Origin of the sequence: Paenalcaligenes suwonensis (assembly GCF_011290505.1) — a bacterium.
GTDB classification, from domain to species: Bacteria; Pseudomonadota; Gammaproteobacteria; order Burkholderiales; family Burkholderiaceae_B; genus Paenalcaligenes; species Paenalcaligenes suwonensis.
Genome location: NZ_JAANPV010000008.1, coordinates 1 through 20,113 on the forward strand (window position 1 = coordinate 1; position 20,113 = coordinate 20,113).

Below are 20,113 nucleotides of genomic sequence, written 5' to 3' on the forward strand. Positions count from 1 at the left end.
CGTCCCCCCCACACCTATGGCTGCCAAGGTAATCCCAGCACTCAGGCTATTACCGCCCGATCCACCGCCTCCACCGATAGACTGCGCCAGCACCCCTACAGCGCCTTTGCCCGTTGTACGAATTTTCCCGGCAGTCTCTACGTTAACCGTACCACCATTACCCGCCGCACCGCCCGAACCGCCTAAGCTTTTGGTCAACACGTCCAGACCTACCGAGGATGCTGAACCACCTTCACCACCACCGCCACCAATACTTTGTACAACAATAGCGTTAGCATCTGCCCCAGATGTTTGCACTACACTGCTATTACCCAACTTCACATTGACGTTGCCGCCATTGCCAGCAGTAGCCCCTTTGCCACCTATGGCCACATTGGCCACAATACCTATGGCTAAAGTCTTAGATGCACTCCCGCCGCCTCCGCCAATACTCTGTACGTGAATGCCATAGCCTTGCTCACCTTGTGTGGTAATACTTCCGTGGTTTTCCACCTTCACCGTGCCGCCATTACCACTGGAGTGGCCATCCCCTCCCACCGAGACCAAGCCCGCTGAAGCGCCACCATTACCGCCGCCACCACCAACGGACTGTGCCAGTATCCCTTTGGCGGCTTTACCCGTAACAACGACTTCACCATGGTTAAACACATTGACGGCTGCCGCATGCGAATTAGGGCTATTAGAACGACCATCCCCTCCCAACACCGCCGACGCTGTCTTGTTGTAAGTACCGCCATCGCCCCCTATGCTTTCAGCAAATAGCCCATGAGCCCCTGCCCCTGCGGTCTTGATACGGCCAGCAGCTGTCTGTCGTAGCTCTACATTGCTACTACGACTGTTTGCTCCACCCTGGCCTCCTACTGCATAAATCCCTGCACCTTTACCCCCATCGCCGGCTGCTCCCCCTAAACTGGCGGCATATAAAGCGTAAGCATCTTGCCCGGTAGTCCAAATCTGCGCAGAGCTCTGTAACGTGACCGCCCCAGCCGTCCCGCCACTACTACCATCGCCACCCGGCGAATAAAACACACCACCACTACCGCCGTTGCTGCCACCGCCGCCTCGGCTAACTGCCTGTACACCAATGGCTTCATTGCCTTTAGTGCGCACTTGTACGTTTGACCCTAGTGTGACCGCCACGCTGCCACCACTGCCACCAGAACCTGCCTTACCGCCCTTAGCCAGTGCAGAGCCCCCACCCCAGAATCCATTACCACCATTGCTTTCAGCCACAACGCCACTCGCGTTATTGCCGTTGGTCTCTATGCTTAGGTCATTTAAGGTAGCGACTACCTTACCGGCACCACCACCAGACCCACCATCGGCACCATTAAACCAACTGTTACCCGTGATACGGCCTCCCTCACCACCTTTACTTAGCAAATGCAGGCCATGGGCTCCGTTAACATGGGTTTCAATGAACGATTGCTGTCCAGTACTGCGTTTTCGGGTGGTGACTTGTATGTCGCCGCCACGTCCACCGGTTCCACCATGATTACCCACCTTTTGGATCACACCGCCATCCACACTTCCACCGCCACCACCTTCTGAGCCTAAGAACACGCCCTTACCGTTACCAATAATCTCGCCACGTAAATCAAGGGCCACAGTGCCACCGCTTCCGCCATCACTACCCGACCAGCGTATAGCAACCGCTTGATAACCACTGTTACCCTCGCCACCCTTGCTTTGAACGTGTATACCCGCTGCTGCGCTACTTGTGGTCACGATACGGCTATCATTCACCGTAATAGAGACTGGCCCCGCCGAGCCGCCCCCCGTACCACCACGCATACGTGAACCCGCGTTACCCGCATTAGCCTGAACAGCTATGCCGTGCGCGGCACCCCGTGAGTAGTAGTTGGTAATGTCACCTGCAATCGTTAACGCGATGTCACCCGTATTGCCCCCCATAGCGCCCGTCGTATCCGCCACGACTCCGTTATGCCCAGCGCCTCCGTTGCCCGCATTTGAGGCTATGTACAGTGCCCCCGAAGCACCGCCTGGGGTGCTTAGCTTTTTACCCGCCCCCAACGTATAACGAATAGCGTCACTCGCGCCCCCACGCGTTGAATCCCTAAACAGACTCGCGTTACGCCCGTTTTTACCTTGCTTAATAATGACCACGGGTTCAGTCAGCGTTTGCGCGTAGGTGTGAACCGGTAATGCCCACAACGCCATCACCAGCGTACGCAGTAAAAAGGGAATAGCAGGGAAACGTTGATGGTCCAATGACACATCCTCATGGCAGGTTGAGAGCGTTTTTTTCGTTGATAGCATTATGGGTTCCTCGTCCTCGGTGGCGTAAGTGAATACCAAACCCAACCGTGGCGTTCGCTTTGCAGCGCGCCCCTCTCTCTACGGCTGAGTTCTTACTATTCAGGTTTAAACGGGATTCTATGAGAAGAAGAGGTCGCTGAATATCACTGAAACTAGGTAGCCCTATCCCAGTTCCCTCGCGTCACCATCAACCATCACAATACTGGTGCTTTTTTCCTAATGAGTAGCGTTGTTGGAGAATAAAAAAATGGCCCATAAAAATGAGCCATTTAAGGGTATGTACAACACTGCACCACTTATGGTTGTGCTTCCTAATACATCCACGTTGCTGTTAAACCAAACACTCGCCCAGGGGCAACTTGTGCAAAGTTGCCTAATGCGCCGTATGAAAAACCGTAGGTACGGTATTTTCTATCGGTTAAGTTATGAATATAAGCAGCCAACTCAACGTTATCGCTGACATTCCATGCTACTGACGCATCAAGCAAGGTATAGCCTTCTTGTTTCAACGTATTGGCACTATCAAAATACAACGAACCTGTACGACGCACCGCGACTTGAGGACGTAAATTCGTATTGCCTACGCGCACATTGCCTTTAGCCGCTAGCGTTAACCCATGGCTAGGCGTAAAGGGCACACGGTTATTTTCACAACCAGTGCAGGTATTCGCCACGTATTTCACAAACTTAGCCTCATTAATAAAGCCTGAAGCCGCTAGCGTTAAGGATTGAGACACATCCCACTCGACATTAAACTCCACCCCCGTAGAACGCGTTTTGCCAACGTTCTTCAGTGTTTGGTAGCCCATTTGGCTATCACCATACAACTGCGTATCTTTGCTATTCACGCGATAAGCCGCCACGCTAAACCGCAGATCATCCGTTGAGTAACGTGCGCCAATCTCATAGCTAGTAGAACGCTCTCTGCCAAAGCCTTCCGCATCAGCCATACTAGTAGGAGCCAAGTTGTACCCAGCTGGTTTATAGCCTTGCGCCACATTGACATAGCCACGCCATGCGTCAGAAAACTGATAACCCGCCGCCACATGTGTTAACCACGTATTCTGATGCGTAGAACGATCGCCTTGCACCGCTACCCCACCCATGTGGCCACCAAAATTCGTTTTGGCTGAATCACGTGATAAGCGTAAGCCCCCCGTCAGGTCCAATTTGGGCGTCACGTGCCATGTCATGTTGCCGTAGGCAGCTAAGGACTCTGTTTCGTTTTTGGAATTGCTTTCCAAATACGGCATGTAGTTAGGCACCACCATATCAATCTTGTATTGACGTGCTTGCTTCACTTTTTGACGGTATAAACCAAACACCCCATCCCAACTACGGCTCTGGATTCCACCAGCTTGCTGTGGTCGCGTAGAAAGACGCAATTCCTGCACATCTTGACGCCACTGCTCTGGCTGCCAGGAATACTGCATGGCGAATGGATACTCACGCTCTATCCGTAGATGCTGCGTATTCACAATAGCGTTTAGTTGCCAGTCGTCCCACTGGTATTGCCCTGAGCCAGTAAGAGAGTTCACACAACGGCGCTGATAAACGTCTCGGTAGGCTTCTGGTAAATCTGCCCATGCATAGGCGGTTCTATCATCAATATTATCGTAGGGGGTATACACATCGTGCGCCCCTTTGGCGCAATCTCTACCACCCGATATGCCCATTTCCCATGGGCTACCTACGGGTGCCAACCTCAGTTTAAAGGTGCCCGCTTCGGCTTGGGTACGTGCCAACTTACTACCCAGCACATCGCTTTCTAACCAATACGGCATTTGTGTTTTCAGCAATGACACCGAACCATACAGCAGGTCTTCCACTAAAGGGCCAGATACACTGCCTTGCACCTGATAACCATGACGATTAGACAACCCCGTTTTCAGTTGTGCCTGAAAGTCGTTATCCGGTTGGCGCGTCACGATGTTCAACACCCCACCTTGAGCGCTTTTACCGTACAAAGTGCCTTGCGGGCCTTTTAGCAGTTCTACACGCTCTACGTCTACCAACGACTGCAACGCTGCTACCGGTAACTGCGGTACGCCATCCACATATACGGTTAATGCCGGATTATAAAAATCTTGTGCTGAGGTTACACCACGAATGGTCACTTGCGGAAAGAGTGGCGAACCACTGTAAGACATCTGCAAATCGGGGAAGACTCTGCCCAAATCTACCGTATCGTTCACTTGCGCGTCGTCTAACGCATAGCGCTCTACGACGCTGGCGGCTCCATTCAATTTTTCTAATTTCTCGCCTTGTTTTGAGGCCGAAATCACAATGGCAGAAAGCGACTGAACCTCTGTGTCAGTGTGGTCGTTTTCAGCCGCATAGGCCACGTGTGCCGACAGCAATGCCACGCTTAGGCAGCCCAACTTAAAAGATGGAATCTTAGGACTCATGATGAATTAATACCCTGTTTACTGAATAATTATCGTGCTGTGGTCTGCCCACCATGCCAATGCTTCACGCTTTCTGAGGCCTGCCACATACAGGCATACTCCCCTTGTTGGCTCAACAACTCGGTATGCGTGCCCTGTTCCGTCACGCGCCCCTCACGAATAACCAGAATCTGATCAGCCCCTACTATGGTGGAAAGCCTATGCGCGATCACAATCACGGTGCGCTCTTTCACCAACGCATCGATGGCTCGTTGCACCGCCACTTCGCTCTCGGTATCAAGCGCTGCCGTAGGTTCATCCAAAATCACAATAGGGGCATTTTTAAGCATGGCGCGTGCAATGCTGATACGCTGGCGTTCGCCACCCGATAGGCGGCTACCTATATCGCCCACACGAGTGCTATAACCTTGCGGTAACCGGCTAATGAAGTCGTGACAATGCGCGGCGCGTGCTGCTTGTTCTACCTCGGCATCGGAGGCTTCGGGTTTGGCCATACGTATATTTGCCAGTACTGTATCGTCAAACAGATACACATCCTGAAAGACAACTGAGATCAACGCATTTAATGTCTCGGGTGCTATAGAACGTAGGTCTACGCCACCTATAGCCACCTGCCCCACTTGTGGGTCCGCATGACGCATGAGCAAACGCGTCAAGGTGCTTTTACCGCCACCAGATGGGCCAACCAACGCCGTTAAGCTACGTGCCCCAAAACTTGCTGAGACCCCTTTTACAGCGGGCGTAGTGCTACCAGCGTACCCAAATCCCACATCCGTAAACTGCACGTCGTAGAGATGAGGCTCTGCCAGTGGCTGTTGCTGTGCCAACGGTTGTGTTTGCATCAGCGCTGTAATTTTATTCAGCGATGCCTCCACCATATCCAGCATTTTGGTGCTTAAGATAAATACACCCAAGGGCTCGCCAAAACGCACCACCAACACCATTAATGCAGCAAAGGTAGCACTGTCTACTTGGCCTTGCGTCACCAACCATGCGCCGATGAATACCACCATTACAATGGCAATTTCCATAATGGCGGACAACATCAAATTGGGTTTCGCCCCTTTTTTCTGGCCTATGGTTTGAACGGCCTCTACGTAAGTAAAACTGTCATGCAACTGTTGGTGCTTTTCACCTGTGCAACATGCTGCACGCAGCACGGCTAAGCCTTGGGTGTATTCCAAAATATCGGCACTCACACGCTCATTCGCTTCGGCCAATAGTCGCATCCCCCTGCCATAAGCGGGACGTCGCCAACGATATAAGGGAATCAACAACGGGAATACACAGAGCAACACTACCCCTATCTGCCACTGCACGCCCAACACCACCACCGCTACCACCAGAGGCGTGATCAAGGCATTCGCCATGATGTTGGCAACCGTCAGCAAATAACTCAGGTTTTCATCCACCCCGCCTAATAAGGTGGCATTAATCTCGCCCGCCCGTTTATCTTGCAGCTTTTCTAGGGGAATACGACGTAATTGCTCACCTAAGGCGGTTCGCAATTCATGCGTGTTTTGCACCATGTCACCACGGTAATCGAACCCCATTGCCCACCACCGTAGTGCCATGCTGAGCACCATCAACAGCGTTAACGCCGCCAACCATGGCCACGCTGATACCCAGCTTGGACTAGGTAGCAACGCTTGGAAAAGCGGCAATACACACGCCAGCGCCACACCCTGCACGGCAGCCGATGCTGCCAGCCCCCATAAACTGGCACGCAAACGCGGCGCTCTACTGCGGGCGCTACGCATGAGTTGTTGCCACGTTTCGCGTAAGGACGTCACTGCTGCAGTACGTGATGTAGAGTGACTCATCGCGCACCTCCGGTAAATGCCCAGTGTTGCGCTTGCTCGTAGTGCCGCCACAAGTTAGCGTACGCACCCTGCTTTGCTAGCAATGACTCATGCGACCCACGCTCTAGTAAACGTCCTTGCTCAAACACCAGTATCTGGTCGGCATGACGAATGGTATTTAAGCGATGCGCCACCATGACTACCGTTTTTCCACGCATCAGGTTAGCTAACGCAGCAATCAAGGCGGCCTCATTTTCAGGATCTGCAAACGCCGTCGCTTCGTCTAGCACCAAAATGGGGCGGTTCTGCAAAATAGCGCGCGCAATGGTAATGCGCTGACGCTGGCCACCAGATAAGAAGGTGCCGCGCTCGCCAGTGGGTGTGTCATACCCTTGCGCTAAACTCATAATAAATTCATGCGCCTGAGCCGCTTTAGCCGCTGCAACAATGTCGTCCATGCTAGCCTCGGGCATACCTAAGGCTATGTTCTCGGCAATGCTACCCGCAAACAAAAACGTGTCTTGGAACACAAAGGCCACCTGCTGCATTAAGGTCTGTGGCGACATATCCCGCACATCCACGCTGCCAATCTGAATGCTGCCCGCTGTCACATCCCAAAAGCGTAGTATCAAGCGGGCTACAGTTGTTTTCCCCGCGCCACTAGCCCCAACTAATGCGGTCACACTACCTTGTGGTGCCTCAAAGCTCACCTGATCTAGCACCATAGCCTCGCCTTCCACGTAGCTAAAGCTCACGTTCTCAAAGCGTAGACTGGTTTCAGCAGGGACAGCACTGTCAGCATCACTCACAACGGGCAGCGCAGGTTCAGCCAATACGTCTTGGATACGCTGAATACTGATCTGCGTTTTCGCCACCAAATGCTTCAGTGACATCAGTGGCAACAGGGATTCCGCCATGCCAGTACCAATAAGCAGGACAGCAATCCATGTAGCCGCATCCAGCTGCTCTTTGCTGACTAACCATGCCCCTAACCACAACAACACGGCTAGTGTAGGAAGCGGACTAAGAATAATCTGCGATAGTCTAGAAGCGGTACCTGCACTTTTGTACCAGCGTGTGACCACATCGCGGTACGCCTCTAACGCTCGCTGATACCGCCCAAAGGTGGCTGTTCCACTATCAAAGGTACGTACCACAGGCATTGCCTGCACATACTCCACAACAGCAGCACCCACACTTTCTGTTGCCTCGTTATAGCGGCGCATCATCTCGTCACCACCACGCCACGCTAAGGCCACTACTGCCACCCCTATAAGCAACACCGCCGTTGCAGCCAACGCTAATGGCCAATCCAGCACAAACAACAACACAAACGTCAGCACGGGGGAAATATAGGCTCGCGCATACAAAGGCGACGAATCAGCCACAAAGACATGCAATGCCTTCACATCCTCCATCATGACTTTAGATAACGCCCCTGCCCCCATTTTCTGCACATACCCTAGCGATACCTCTGCCAAATGCGTCGCCAATTGGGTACGTAGCACTGTTTCTAGCCTAAATGCCGCAAAGTGCGATTGATTAAACGCGGCCAGTCGTAACACCAATGCCACTACAGTGAGCAATAACGCCATCGCTAGTGGCCACCACGGGTACTGCGCGGTGTCTAGCAATAACGTCTGCATCGCCCATGCCAACGCTACCGCCACCCCCAGTGCTGCGGCGGCACTGGCCCCTGCCAACAGCATAGAAAACCGTATCTGACCACGAACGGGCTGCATAATGGCCCACGCGTTAGCCGCGCTGCGATGAGATTCGTTAGACATATCGCCCCCTTAGCCCTGAACCACATCGACGGCTACGTGACTGTTTGCTTTTTGATCTTGCTGACGCACCATCACCGTACCAATCAAGGTCAACACAGCCGCTAACCCGAAGCATGTGGCATAGCCAAAATGCTGGGATAGCCAGCCTGCCAGAACCCCCGCCACACCCGCCAATAACGCATCACCGCTTTGGAACATAGTGAAATCCACCCCAGCCTGTAAGGGCGAGGCCAGACTCATCAAGGTGGAATACAGCGCCACCCACAACACGCCCATCACTGCAAACATCACCACCACCAGCCACGTCACTACCGATAGCGATGCCGTCGGCGCTGCAATTGCTAACAATGCCAACACGCATGCTTTCACCCCTACGGCTATCCATACGGCACGCCAACCTGGCACAAAACGCACAAAAAAGCCCCCTGCTACTGCACCACCCAACCCGGCACCAATATAGAGCGAACCAAACAACCACCCCACTTGGTCTAGGCTCATGCCTTTGTCCAACAAGAAAGGCCCAAACATCCCTAAGCTCAACCGTATACCCACACTAGATACCAGCAACATTAACAAGCCCAAGCGCACTTCCGGCCTACGTAGTGCGTACCACAAACTAGGCTGATGGTTGGTCTCTACATGCGACTGTCTAGCTGGTTCTTTGGTCATCACCATAGGTGTAGTCAGCAGCAAAATCACTAGGCCAGTTGCTATCAAGGCAACCTCCCAACCCCACCAACGCACCAACAGTAGAAACCCACCAGACCCCAACATCGCACCTAGGTAAGCACCACCCACTTGTATGCTATTACCCCACCCTCTGCGTCCTTCAGACAGTTGGTCCACCACAAAGCCATCGCAGGCGATATCTGCGGTTGCGGCCACTAAGGCAGCAAGCAATAAAGCCCCCAGAATCCACCCTATATGCGACACCAACGACAGTTGCTCAAACCAGCACACCACGCCTATCACAAACAAAATCAAGGCCATCAGCCATTGCCCTAGCAGCACAATTTTTCTAGAGCGTCGCTCTGCTACACCTTGTGGTAAACGCCAGCGTTCTATGTACGGTGCCCATAAAAACCGTATCCCCCAGGGCAACCACAACAAAGCCGTCAACCCGGCAATTTCTAGCGATGCACCCTCGTTACGCAACAGCGTAGGCAACGCTTGCGTAATCAAGACCGTAATAATGGATTGGGTCACATAAATGCCTGCCACAGCCAGTAATAACTGGCGCAAACCTAAGCGAGCTGCACTATTAGGCAAAGCGGTAGACATCAGAACTAAACCTTTGAGTAGAAAACGTCACTGTGATCGCACACGCTACGCATACACAACACAGAAAAAATGATGATAACAATTGACAATCATTATCAATATCATTTAGCAATATAATAAGAGTGTAAGCATGAGCGATAGCGGCGTGAAAGGCTCATGTTTTACGGACAAAACATGTCAAATACGGAATATTTGTATGAATGGGCTATCTTCTGAGCTACCACCTGCCATCGTTTCTCACAATCCGGCCAAAATGGTTGAAAACAAACTGGATGGCATCCCTGATACATGGCGTCAAACCATGCTGCTTGAGCGCCCTAACGACGGCATCAACATATGCAGCATGTACGGCAGCCCCGACCGCAACTGGGCCTTCCAATCCGAAACGGATGCTGCACTATCCATGAGTTTTTTAGTGAATGGGCGTATAGAAGCGGCCATTGAAGATGGCGTCGATGTGCGCCTAGAAAACGATCAAGTGATGCTGATGGCCTCTAACCAACCCATTAGCGGCTGGGATGTGTTCTTGGCAAATGACGACTTCAAGCTCGTCAACATACACATTTCGGCCCAAGCATTGATGGGCCTTACTGGCATCAGCATGAGCGATTTACTACAGCAAATGCGCGCGGCAAAGCTTGATATGCCGCATATGGATGTTTGCATGAGCACGTTGCCACTGAACAGCAGCCTACGCCGTATTGCCGCTGAAATTGTGCACGCCCAGCACCGTTATGCTGGCTCGCCACTCAGCAAGCTTTTTCTCTGTGCCAAAGCGGCCGAAGCATTAACCACCATAGTCAGCCATGGCATCAACCAACATGGCAATATAGGCAGCGTACGAGCACTACCCACCGACAGACCTAAGGTGGTACGTGCCAAAGCATTATTAGAAAACACCTATACCGAGAACTGGAATGTAGCGGCTTTAGCGCAAGCCGTGGGCTTAAATGAAAAACGCCTACAGGCGGGGTTTCAAACCTTATTTGGCTGTTCGGTGCACGAGTGTTTAACCCGTATACGGTTAGATGTAGCGCTCGCCATGCTCGCACATGGTTTCTCGGTTACTCATACCGCCCAAAGCGTGGGTTTTTCTACGAGTAGCCACTTCAGTAAAACCTTTAGCCAGCACATAGGTGTGCCACCTAAACGCTGGGCCAAAGAGTGGCACTTGTCAAAAAATGCGCACTAACGCTGGCCGTGTAGACCAGCCCCAGCACTGAACACCCTCGTCACATCAACACGCCATCTAAGGGCTTAATAGCCACTGGTACGTCCTCATCGCCCAGTAACTCGGCCACACTGATTTCTATGGTGCGGCACAAGGCATCTAGCGGCAGGTTATTCGGCAACATGCCAAAAGGCTCTTCTATCTGTTCGCCCAGCGCATCCAGCCCAAAAAAGGTGTAAGACAACACCCCTACCATAATGGGAGTTAACCACCCCAAACTGCCTACTAAGCAAAATGGTAGTAGAAAACAATAGATGTACACGGTGCGATGCAACAGCAAAATATACGCAAAAGGCATGGGCGTGCTGGTAATACGTTCGCAACCACCCAAAATGTACGACAACCTATTAAGTTGCTTATCTATATCCGCAAACAAAATGTTGTCCAGTTGCCCATTGCGCCGTAACTGGGCATAGGCCTGATTTATGTCGCCTAACAGCAAATTGGGCGCGTTAGACGAAGCCAAGTAACGCTTGGCCTGATCTTCCCCTAACCAGCGCACCAAATCTGCCGAGGCACTACTGCCGCGTAATTTATGACGCAAAGCATGCGAAAAAGCGATCAACTTGTGCGCTAATTGACGTTGCTGTTCAGCCGGTACGTTTTCCGTAAAGCTGAGTGTTTGTCGAGTCAGGTTTCGGACCACGATCAGTAGCTCGCCCCACAAGGTACGCGCTTCCCACCAACGCTCATACGCCACGCTATTTCTAAAGCCCAGAAAAATAGCTAGCGTTAAGCCCACTAACATCAAGGGCACCGCCCCCAACCCCGCAGCGTCCATGGTGTAGCGATACTCCACAAACACCACCATTGTCGCCAATAACATCATGGCAACCACGCGTCTCCATACAATGGAAACAATAGAGCCTTTTAACGTAAACAACATCAACCAAGGCGAACGGGAGGCCGGGCGAACAATCATAATCAGCACATACGCTATAGAGTCAAAACAAGAGCTTTATCTTAGTCCAACCGCAGCAACATCGCCATGCCAACAGTTCGTGTTTTCAGTCAAGCGGTATACTGTACGTCACTAAAAAAGATACTACCTACTACGCCTAACCATCCTAGTGAGGTAGACAACTGAGACATCATGACCCATGCAAGACCTTGCTTCCTCCCTCGGGGATTTTATCGCTATTGAGGATCTGGAAAACGTCCAGCCTGATATGCGTGTTGGCTTTATCTTGATGAACAAATTCACCTTGGCACCCGTGGCTGGGCTGGTGGAATCCTTACGTTTTGCGGCCGATAAGGAATATCGCAGCCAACAAATTTATTGCCAATGGGACTGGATGACCTTTGATAACCAACCCGTCACCGCCAGTTGCGGGCTGCTCATACACCCTACCGCCCCCTTTGACCCCTTTAATAACTACGACTATGTGGTATTGGCCGGTGGGTTGCTGTCTGAAACCCGTACACCTTCTGATGCGTTAGTTCACACGCTGCAGCAGATTAACGATGCCAAAATCTCTATTATTGCGTTGTGCTCAGCCTCTTTTGTACTCGGTAAAGCGGGTATTCTGGATCAGCGTAAATGCTCCATACACTACGCCATCATTGATGAGTTCAAGCAGAAGTTCCCCCATGCCAAAGCACTGATTGATGACAACTTTATCGAAGATGGGGGGATTTATACCTGTCCCGGTGGTACTGCCATCGGCCTTGCTACCGCGCTCATACGTAAAAACTGCAGCAACGTGCGGGCACAAAAAAGCCTAGATTACCTCTTACTACCAAACAAACCAGCCGTCAGCGGGCCTACCGACTCCATTTTGTTTAAAAACCCCAATATTTATGAAAACGAGATAGTCAAAAAAGCCATTACCTACATGCGTGAGAACTTAAGCAGTCAAATCACCATGACAGACGTGGCCAAGCATGCAGATACCAACACACGCCAGTTGCATCGCGCTTTTGCGGTAAACACTAACGAGTCGCCTGCCAGTTACTGGAGACGCTTGCGCTTAGAGCACGCGCGTTTTTTACTCACCAACACTAGTGACTACGTGACCAACATTGCGATGGAGTGCGGCTTTTCCGATGCCTCACACTTTATTTCGTGGTTTAAAAAGCTGTACGGTGAAACGCCGTACTCTTACCGAAAACGCCGCCACGAAATAGATAAATAACTGCCTCTATAGCAAAGAGCGCCTAAGCGCTCTTTGCTTACGCTTCTTCAAAACAAGCAATAGCTTTTCTTGAAGTTTTCTTTAATATCCCACACGCCTTTGCAGTTGGCTGGAAACAGTACTGCATCCCCCGCATGCAACTCTACAGGCTCTAGCCCTTCAGGTTCAAACACGCACCAGCCCTGTACGATATGGCTGAACTCACGATGCGGTAAAAAGCGTTCAAATCGGCCCGGTGTGCTTTCCCATACGCCCACCATGGCACCACTTTCAATCACATCATGTGCTTGGGCGGAGCTTTGCATTGCAATCACTTCCCCTAACGGAAATTTCGCTGGTGCAGCAGCCCCCATTTTGGTGGCTTCTACCGCTCGAATGACGACTAACTGATTACTCATTTTTTTCCTTTATGAAATACACCTGCACACGGCCTGTTTCTATTGAGAAAAGCTCAAACTCGCCGCATCAGAAAGCGATAAGGAGTCCACGTCTGGTGCTAACGCCCAAGCAGACCACATTCCCACAAGCGATAAGCCTGCTGCCATAAACATCGTCGCCTCAATCCCCCAGTTCGCTAACGACAGCGGTACCAAGTACGTCCCAATCGCTGCACCAATTCGCGATACCGATGTACCTAAACCTACTGCTGTGGCCCGAATCTCGGTAGGAAATAACTCATTCGGGTACAGGTACTGCATCACCTGCGTCCCACCTACAAAAATGGCATAACCCGAGAACAAAAGCAGAATCACATTAGGTGAAGCTTCGGGATACATGCCCAATAGGAACAGCATCAGGCCCGACCACAAAAAGCTATGAAACAGCATTTTTTTCCTGCCCATCACATTAATCAGAAGCGTGGCTAAAATGCAGCCTACGGTGAAAAGCACAGTGATTAATGCGGCACCAATCGTGGACATTTCTTCGCTAATTTTCAATGCCAGCAGCACCTGTGGTGCGAACGCATAAATCGCAAAAACAGGAATAATGGCGCACGTCCAAAATACGCACACAAAAAGCATACGTTTCCCATAACCTGAATGGAATAAGCTAGAGATCTTGATTTTCTTACCGCTAGGACACGCTTGCTCCTGTAGATCTTCTGCGCCATATTCTGGGCCATAAACCTTCTTAATCACGGCATCAGCTTCTTGGATACGGCCTTTACTCAACAACCAACGGGGGGATTCTGGTGTGCCATATCTGGCTAATAAAAAGACAATGCCTGGCACTACTGCGCTCGCTAAAACCCAACGCCATGCATCAGCACCACCGTAACGCATCGCTATTTCCCCGACGATATACGCCGCTGCAGCCCCCATAAACCAAATCACAATCATGACGGAGATCATGGTTCCTCGGTATTTTCTAGGTAAAAACTCCGTCAAGAATGCTGTCGCAATAGGGTAATCGGCTCCTACGGCAATACCCAGCAAGAGACGCCACACGAACAGCATCCATGCCGACTCCACCCAAAATTGGGCAACAGAAAAACCAATAATGGCTATGAGGTCAAGCAGGTACAACACCTTCCTACCCAACTTATCCGTAATCACACCACCTAAAAAGCCACCAATGAAAATACCAATCAATGCCGAGGCCGCAATAAGCCCCTGCCAAAATAAAGTCAGCTCCAAGTCATGTGTGATCTGCATCATCACAACGCCTATCACACTCAGCACATAGCCATCCAAAAATGGCCCCCCTGAAGAATAAAACGTCAGTTTCTTGTGAAAACTATTCAGAGGGATATCCTCTATAGGTGTTTTTTGTCTCATAAACCGCCTCCATCCACATTTAATTTATGTATTTATCAATGGGAGTTATTTTTCAAAGAAATCACTGCTACACATGCTTTATTTTTGGCAATAAAACTCCTATTCCCTTTGAAAAAGGGAATGTCATCAGTCAGTAAATGGACTTAAGCCTCTATACCCGCTCTGTGCTGCGAGTACATCAAATTGATGTTCACGCCTAGCGTTAAAAAGGGGTCGGGTGGTGTTTTGCTGGGGCCTGGCGACGCCAATAGAAAATCAATCATGTCGTTACGTTCGCCAGCCAGCCAGTCGGCCAGCAACGTGCCTGTGATGGTGCCCTTCGTGGTACCCAAACCGTTGCAGCACAACGCACCATACACATTTTTCCCTAGCTGACCAAATACCCCCTCACCATTACGAGACATACACAATGCACCGCCCCACGTGTACTCGAACTCCGTGTTGCTTAGCATAGGGAAACGGTTTTCAAAGGACTGGCGGTGACGCTGCCGGATTTTAGGTAGCAAATCCGGTTTACTACGGCCATCACTGTTGTAGCTAAAGCTATTGCGCACTAATAAGCGGTTATCGGGGGTGCGTCGTAGTGTGGTGCCAAAAGTATCGGCGGGAATAATGCCCCATCGTCGTTTACCACCTAAGCGCTCGCCCTCTTCTTCGGTCAATACGCGTGTCATGCTGGAGTAGGTAAAGATGGGCAGCAACCTACCGGTATAGAAACCAAATTTCGCTGCAAAGGCATTATTGGTCAGCACCAGTTTTTTAGCCTCGATAATGCCCCCTTTAGCCGTGTGTAATACCACCTTATGGGGATGCGTCTCGTTATCGAATGCAGTAATCACCGTCTGCTCGTACAGCGTGACATTGCTGGGAAGATTTTCGGCTAGCCCCTTCACCAAGGCAGAAGGCTGCACCAAGATGGTTCCGGGGGTAAACAACGCACGTTTATAAAAAGACGTCCCTATGTGATCAGGCAGCTCTTTTTCTTCAATGATTTGGTAATCAGTACCTAAACGATCTAAGCCTTTTTGATAGGCCACCAACACATCTAGTCCACGCTTTTCTACCGCCGACTGATACTTACCGATGGGGTCCATCTGGCAATCAATACCGAATTCTGTCACCAAGCTCTTCAAGATTTCTTGCGCTGCTCGGTTTAACTTCAGGTACATGCCCGCCGTGTTCAAATCCCCTATGTAGTCTGGGGCACCAATATCATGCGGCAAATCGATCAAAAAACCCGAGTTTCTGCCTGATGCCCCAAAACCCACTTCTTGTGCTTCTACCAGTACTACGCTGTCATCTGGGAAATTTTTCGCTAATTGCCTAGCGGCTGAAAGCCCTGCAAACCCCGCTCCTACTACCACCCAATCCGCCTCAACCTTAGCGGTTAGCATGGGCTTTACGGTGCGTTTCTGGCTTAGGTGATACCAGGCGCAACCATTGTCATCTGCGGGTGTTGATGTAACGTTAATCATGTTGTCTCCCCACTATTGTTATAGCTATTCTTACCGTCATCCACGATTGCCCATATAAGAAAACGGACGATTTTCAGAAGAAAATGCCACCTTCCGCATAGCGAACCCACTACCGTGGTGATGGGCTATGCCATATCGAAAATTTTCCCTGGATTCAGAATATGATTGGGGTCAAAAAGTTGTTTTATCCCCCGCATGTACTCCACCTCGGTGTGGCTGCGACTGTAAGCTAGATACGGTTTTTTTGTGAGCCCTACCCCGTGCTCTGCCGAAATAGACCCTCCGTACTTCGCCACTAACTCGAAAATCTTAGGATTTATGACCCTGCAAAGCTCGTAGAACTCTGGGATAGGCATATCCTGTGGTTTCACCACGTTCAAATGCAGATTCCCGTCCCCAATGTGGCCAAACCAGCAGGTTTCAAACGCTGCATAGTGTTGGGCAAAAAACTGCTCTATATCGTTGATAAAGGCCGGCACATGACCAATCAACACTGAGATATCGTTCTTGTTGGTGGTGTAGCCAGATAACGATTCAGTAATGTCTTCTCGAAGACGCCACAGGTTTTTCATTTGTTCTAACGATTGGCTTAACACCCCATCCAACACCCAACCTTTTTCCATGCAGGCCTCAAACACTTCCATGGCTTGGTTCAAGGTTTGCTCGTTTGGACTTTCAAACTCCAACAACACATAAAACGGCGCTGGGGTTGCAAATGGTGCGCTGACATGACCGCAATCCACGACTTTTTGCATAGCATTTGCATCGAAAAACTCAAACGCCGTCAAATCTATCTGTGCCCTAAACTCACGCATCACCGGCATAACTGCCTCGAAGTTAGGTACCCCTAACACTAGAACCTGTAGATTCTGCGGTTGCCGCTCTAGTTTCATATGGGCTTCAGTAATGATGCCCAGCGTGCCCTCTGAACCAATAAACAAGTGTTGTAGTGCATAGCCGGTGGCATTTTTCATCATGCCATGATTCACGGCCAGTATCTCTCCACTACCGGTAACCACGGTTAGCCCCAATACCCAATTACGGGTCATCCCATAGCGTATAACCTTAATGCCACCCGCATTGGTAGCTATGTTGCCCCCTATTTGACTAGAACCAGACGAGCCAAAATCCACGGGGTAAAACAGCCCCTTTTCCTCTGCAATGGTTTGCAGTTGTTCCGTGATCATGCCAGCCTCTACACGAAGGATTCGATCCTCTGGCAAATAGTCCACCACGCGGTTCATTTTCTCTAGGCTAAGTACTATTTCCCCATTCATGGCAACAGCACCACCCGACAACCCTGTGCGCCCCCCAGAGGGCACAATGGCAATACGCAAGTGGTTGGCCAACTGCACTATTTTTTGTACCTCTTCTGTACTGTCGGGAAACACAACCGCAATGGGGTTAGGTGTGAACACTCTGGTTTGGTCCTTACCAAACACCTGCTTCGCATCGTCATCTACCTTGACTCTATGCTCGCCCACGATGGCGACTAACTGTTCTATTACACTTGGCATGTTAGCTTTCCATTTGCACGTTATTTTCACTGCCCACAAACTCAACAATGTTGGCGATGGCCCTATCCATGAGGGTTTGCATGGCATTCTCACTGCTCCATGCCACATGCGGTGTCAGCATAAAATTAGGATGGTGGATCAACTGGAAAATAGGATCATCCAATTGGATAGGCTCGTTTTCCACAACATCTAGGGCCACTCCTCCTAAGCGCTGCTCTAGCAACGCGCTAATCATCGCCGGCTCATTAATGACGCCTCCACGCCCCGTATTTACCAACAACGCATCTTTCTTCATCATCGCCAGTTCCGGCGTATCGATCAGGTGATAGGTTTCTGACGTAAGGGGACAGCAAATCGCTACCACATCGCTGGTTTTCAAAAGCTGCGTTAAAGGAATGTAATCAGCCCCTTGGTAGGTGCCTTGTCTATCGTGCAAAAAGGCATGCATGCCCACGCCACGCGCAATATGTTTTAACCTATGCGCGATAGGCCCATTGCCAATAATCCCTAGCTGCAATCCGCGCACATCCCTAACCCTATAGTTCAGGTACAAGTTCTGTAATGCAGCCTTGCCGTCATGGATATCACGCATCAGTTGGTGATAATTTCCTGTGCGACGCAGTAACGCAAAAATCATAGACAAGGTGTGCTCGGCTACTGTGTTTTCAGCATAACCAGGCACATTAGCAACCCGTATCCCGCGCTCTTGGCAATACGCCATATCCACAATATCCACCCCTGTTAACGCCATGGAAATCATCTGCAAATGTGGCAGTTGTGCTAACTGTTCTTGGCGTAAGGGCAAACTGCATGTCACCGCGATCGTGGCGTCTTGCAAGCGTTCTACCACTTGATCCGGTGCTGTGTACGCATGGTTAGTCCACGTATGAGTAAAGGCGGGTCTATTAATGGTGACTGCAGGCCCTATACCTTCATAGTCTAGAAAAACAATGTGATGTGTCATGAGCAACCTATTATTCTTTGATGTCATTAAGTTGCGGCACATAACCAGCGGGGGCTAACGCAGCTAACTTTTGCGTGAGCCAACCCGCTTTTTTGTTCATGTCCTCGTAGTGCTCTTTTTTCACCAAAGCGTTACGCACTACGTGAGCACCTATATAGCTAAAGGGCTCGGGTGGAAACAGCTTGATCTCTTGATCAACCAATCCACAATTTGCCCATTCGTCGTTAGCCTCTTCCACCAACGACTTAATAATGCGGCTAGCAAAGACCGTCGTGCCCACACCATTTCCTGAAAACCCAATACCAAAAAAGATATTTTTATGCCCGCCTAAGTGACCAAAGTTAGGCAGCCCTTTCAGGGTTCTATCAATGGGGCCTGTCCAATTACTCACGACCGGCACATCGTGTAACTGCGGGTAGAAACTACGCATTTCCTGCTCTACCTTATCCGCAGCAGGGCTTGGTTTGTCGTAAATGGTTTCTATGTCGCCAGCAAAACCAAACTGTCCTAAAGGCTTGCCAAACACGATGCGTCCTTTGGGTGTATTGCGCCAATAGTTCAATAAGGTACGGGAATCCGTAATCGCCACACCGCTATCTAAACCTATGGCTTTTAAACGCTCTGGAGCCGGTGCAGTGGCCACCATATCGCTGGACATCAAGGTGATCATGCGCCGCAACTCTGGAAATTGCGCGCCCCACGCATTCATTGCCACCACCACTTTCTTCGCGCTAATACGACCATCTGGGGTATGAACCACAGGGCGCTCTGAACGTTCTAGTTTTTTTAGTGGCGTATGCTCATACACCTGCACGCCCAACGTGATCGCCACTCTGCGTAGGCCACGCGCTAACTTTGCTGGTTGTACCGTTGCTGCATTGGGATCAAAAATCCCCCCTAATACCCTAGGCGAACCAGTACGTTGCCTGACTTCGTCTGGCGACACTAACTGAAAAGGATTCAACCCATGTTTTTCTAGCGCTACCGTTAATAGCTCCCATGATTCCATCTGCGTTTGATTGCTTGCCGTCCACAACCAGCCGTCTTTTCTAAACTCGGCATCAATGCCATGCTCTTCGCAAAAACTGCCAATTTCATCAATGGCGGACTCGGCGGCTTCGCACACGCGTCTGGCCTCTTGCTCGCCACAGATCTGCATCAACGACAAGTACTTTGCCCACCAGTTCGTGGCGATGCCTCCATTACGGCCGCTCGCACCAGAACCACAGCGATCACGCTCAATTAGCACGATGTTCATATCAGGGTTTGCTTGCTTCAGGCGTATGGCAGACCATAAACCAAAGAAGCCTCCCCCAATAATGCACACATCTGCCTCGATGGAACCCGACAAGCTTGGTGCTAACGCACTTTCTTGATCCAGAGCCTCCGCATACCAGAACCCTCTATACATAAACGTTATCCTTTTTCTGCGTTATGAATTGGCTCTAGTATTTC

Annotated in this window: 13 protein-coding genes and 1 pseudogene; 2 read left to right on the top strand and 12 right to left on the bottom strand. The window is 50.6% G+C overall.

Features of this window, described 5'->3' with window-relative positions; genetic code table 11:
• From GY634_RS12535 to GY634_RS12555, 5 genes and pseudogenes are all read right to left on the bottom strand, one after another.
• Positions 1-2,280, bottom strand: a pseudogene (locus GY634_RS12535) (hypothetical protein); the annotation flags it as partial.
• Between the two features lie 311 nt (positions 2,281-2,591).
• Positions 2,592-4,688, bottom strand: a complete 2,097-nt coding sequence (locus GY634_RS12540; protein ID WP_166409011.1) for a TonB-dependent receptor — start codon at positions 4,686-4,688, stop codon at positions 2,592-2,594.
• A 29-nt stretch (positions 4,689-4,717) separates the two neighbouring features.
• On the bottom strand, positions 4,718-6,511 hold the full coding sequence (locus tag GY634_RS12545) for an ABC transporter ATP-binding protein (protein WP_166409013.1): 1,794 nt from the start codon (positions 6,509-6,511) through the stop codon (positions 4,718-4,720).
• Complete coding sequence (locus GY634_RS12550) at positions 6,508-8,277, bottom strand: ABC transporter ATP-binding protein (RefSeq protein ID WP_166409015.1); 1,770 nt, start codon at positions 8,275-8,277, stop codon at positions 6,508-6,510. The genes GY634_RS12545 and GY634_RS12550 overlap by 4 nt, the downstream gene beginning before the upstream one ends.
• Positions 8,278-8,286: 9 nt before the next feature.
• Positions 8,287-9,558, bottom strand: a complete 1,272-nt coding sequence (locus GY634_RS12555) for an MFS transporter (RefSeq protein WP_166409017.1) — start codon at positions 9,556-9,558, stop codon at positions 8,287-8,289.
• 196 nt (positions 9,559-9,754) lie between these two features.
• Between GY634_RS12555 and GY634_RS12560 the strand changes: the two genes are divergently transcribed.
• Positions 9,755-10,750 carry a helix-turn-helix transcriptional regulator gene (locus GY634_RS12560; protein WP_166409019.1) on the top strand — a complete coding sequence of 332 codons (996 nt, stop codon included), beginning with the start codon at positions 9,755-9,757 and terminating at the stop codon, positions 10,748-10,750.
• 40 nt (positions 10,751-10,790) lie between these two features.
• Here the strand turns inward: GY634_RS12560 and GY634_RS12565 are convergent, their stop codons facing one another.
• Positions 10,791-11,711, bottom strand: coding sequence for a bestrophin family protein (locus GY634_RS12565; RefSeq protein ID WP_166409021.1), 921 nt, complete (start codon positions 11,709-11,711; stop codon positions 10,791-10,793).
• 178 nt (positions 11,712-11,889) lie between these two features.
• On the opposite strand from GY634_RS12565, the gene GY634_RS12570 reads away from it, so the two are divergent.
• Entirely contained in the window at positions 11,890-12,924 is a 1,035-nt protein-coding gene (locus GY634_RS12570; protein ID WP_166409023.1) for a GlxA family transcriptional regulator, read from the top strand.
• Between the two features lie 47 nt (positions 12,925-12,971).
• Here the strand turns inward: GY634_RS12570 and GY634_RS12575 are convergent, their stop codons facing one another.
• From GY634_RS12575 to GY634_RS12600, 6 genes are all read right to left on the bottom strand, one after another.
• Positions 12,972-13,322 (bottom strand): cupin domain-containing protein, encoded by a 351-nt coding sequence (locus tag GY634_RS12575; RefSeq protein ID WP_166409024.1) that lies wholly within the window; start codon positions 13,320-13,322, stop codon positions 12,972-12,974.
• A gap of 39 nt (positions 13,323-13,361) precedes the next feature.
• Positions 13,362-14,702, bottom strand: coding sequence for an MFS transporter (locus GY634_RS12580; protein ID WP_166409025.1), 1,341 nt, complete (start codon positions 14,700-14,702; stop codon positions 13,362-13,364).
• Positions 14,703-14,845: 143 nt separating this feature from the next.
• Positions 14,846-16,177: an NAD(P)/FAD-dependent oxidoreductase gene (locus tag GY634_RS12585; protein WP_166409027.1), complete on the bottom strand. Its 1,332-nt coding sequence runs from the start codon at positions 16,175-16,177 to the stop codon at positions 14,846-14,848.
• Between the two features lie 125 nt (positions 16,178-16,302).
• Positions 16,303-17,694: an FAD-binding oxidoreductase gene (locus GY634_RS12590; protein WP_166409029.1), complete on the bottom strand. Its 1,392-nt coding sequence runs from the start codon at positions 17,692-17,694 to the stop codon at positions 16,303-16,305.
• A gap of 1 nt (position 17,695) precedes the next feature.
• Positions 17,696-18,658, bottom strand: coding sequence for an NAD(P)-dependent oxidoreductase (locus tag GY634_RS12595; RefSeq protein ID WP_166409031.1), 963 nt, complete (start codon positions 18,656-18,658; stop codon positions 17,696-17,698).
• Between the two features lie 10 nt (positions 18,659-18,668).
• Positions 18,669-20,069 (bottom strand): NAD(P)/FAD-dependent oxidoreductase, encoded by a 1,401-nt coding sequence (locus tag GY634_RS12600; protein WP_166409033.1) that lies wholly within the window; start codon positions 20,067-20,069, stop codon positions 18,669-18,671.
• Between the last annotated feature and the right edge of the window lie 44 nt (positions 20,070-20,113).